At 71.9% G+C, this 1,702-nt stretch carries 1 protein-coding gene; it reads left to right on the top strand.

Translation table 11 applies throughout. The annotated features are described in order from the left end of the window. On the top strand, positions 1–1,702 hold a 1,702-nt coding region (locus tag ABDJ40_RS24660; RefSeq protein ID WP_347613761.1), incomplete at both ends, for a condensation domain-containing protein.

Here is a 1,702-nt window from a genome sequence, read left to right as displayed (position 1 = left end):
GGTGCCGGCAGCCTATGTGCAGCTGGGATCGCTGCCGCTGACGCCCAACGGCAAGCTGGACCGCAAGGCGCTGCCGGCGCCGGACGAGCAGGCCTGGAGCCGGCGCGCCTACGAGGCGCCGCAAGGCGAGGTGGAAGCCACGCTGGCGGCCATCTGGGCCGAGCTGCTGCAGCTGGAGCGCGTGGGCCGCCATGACAACTTCTTCGAGCTGGGTGGCCACTCGCTGATGGCTGTCCAGCTGGCGTCTCGCGTGCGCAAGTCTCTGGGCCTCGAGCTGCCCCTGGCCGAGCTCTTCGCCCATCCCGAGCTGGCCGCGCTGGCGGCCCGTCTGCACGGCGCCGACCGTGCCGATGCTCAGCCCATCCCCCGGGCACCGCGCGAGCTGCCCCTGCCGCTGTCGCTGGCGCAGCAACGCCTGTGGTTCCTCTCTCGCATGGACGCTTCGGCCAGCCAGGCGTATCACATCAGCGGCGCCGTGCGCCTGCGCGGCGCGCTGGATGCAGCGGCCCTGCGCCAGGCCCTGCAAGCCATCATCGAGCGCCATGAGAGCCTGCGCACCCGCTTCGAGCTGATCGACGGCGAGCCGCGCCAGATCATCGAAGCCCAGGTGGCGCTGCCGCTGCTGGAGCTGCCGGCCAGCGGCCTGGACGACCCGCTGTTCGCCCGGCACGAGGCCGAGGCCTTCGATCTGCGCCAGGCGCCGGCCTTGCGCGTGCTGCTGGCGCGACTGGGGCCGGATGACCATGTGCTGCAGATCGTGATGCACCACATCATCTGCGACGGCTGGTCCATCGGCGTGCTGCTGGCCGAGCTCAGCAGCGCCTATGCCGCGCAACGCGGCGAAGCCTCGCAGGCCCTGCCGGCTCTGCCCATCCAGTACGCCGACTATGCGGTCTGGCAGCGAGCCTGGCTGGCCGACGGGCGGCTGGAGGCGCAGACCGCCTTCTGGCGTCAGGCCCTGGCCGAGGCGCCGGTCCTGCTGGAATTGCCCACCGACCGTGAGCGGCCGCTGCAGCAGGACTACCGTGGCGAACAGCTGGGTCTGCAGCTGGATGCACCGCTGAGCGCCGCGCTCAAGGCCCTGAGCCGGCGCCATGGCGTGACCCTTTACATGACGCTGCTGGCTGGCTGGGCGGCGCTGCTGGGCCGCCTGGCCTCGCAGACCGACGTGGTGATCGGCAGCCCCGTGGCGGGCCGCGGCCGTGCGGAGGTGGAGCCGCTGATCGGCTGCTTCATCAACACGCTGGCGCTGCGGCTGAGGATGGACGATGAGCCGACGGTGGCCCAGCTGCTGGCGCACACCAAGGCGCAGGTGCTGGCCGCGCAGCAACACCAGGACCTGCCCTTCGAGCAGGTGGTGGAGGCCGTGCAGCCGCCGCGCAGCATGGCGCACACCCCCCTGTTCCAGGCGGCCTTCTCGTGGCAGAACCAGCCCGAGGGCGAGCTGAAGCTGCCGGGGCTGACGCTGGAAGCTGCGCAGCTGGAGCGCCGCAGTGCCCAGTTCGACCTGACGCTGACCCTGCAGGAGGTGGAGGGCGTGCTGGCCGGGCATATCGAGTACGCCGCGGCCCTGTTCGAACGCAGCACCATCGAGCGCTGGAGCGGCCATCTGCGCACGCTGCTGCAGGCCATGGCGGCCGATGACAGCCAGCCGGTGGCGCGCCTGCCCCTGATGGGACCGGCCGAGCGCCGCCAGGTGCTG

The organism is Roseateles flavus (genome assembly GCF_039872765.1).
GTDB lineage: Bacteria > Pseudomonadota > Gammaproteobacteria > Burkholderiales > Burkholderiaceae_C > Roseateles_B > Roseateles_B flavus.
Note: the sequence above shows the minus strand (reverse complement) of the source record. Positions and strands in the feature narration are given on the sequence as shown.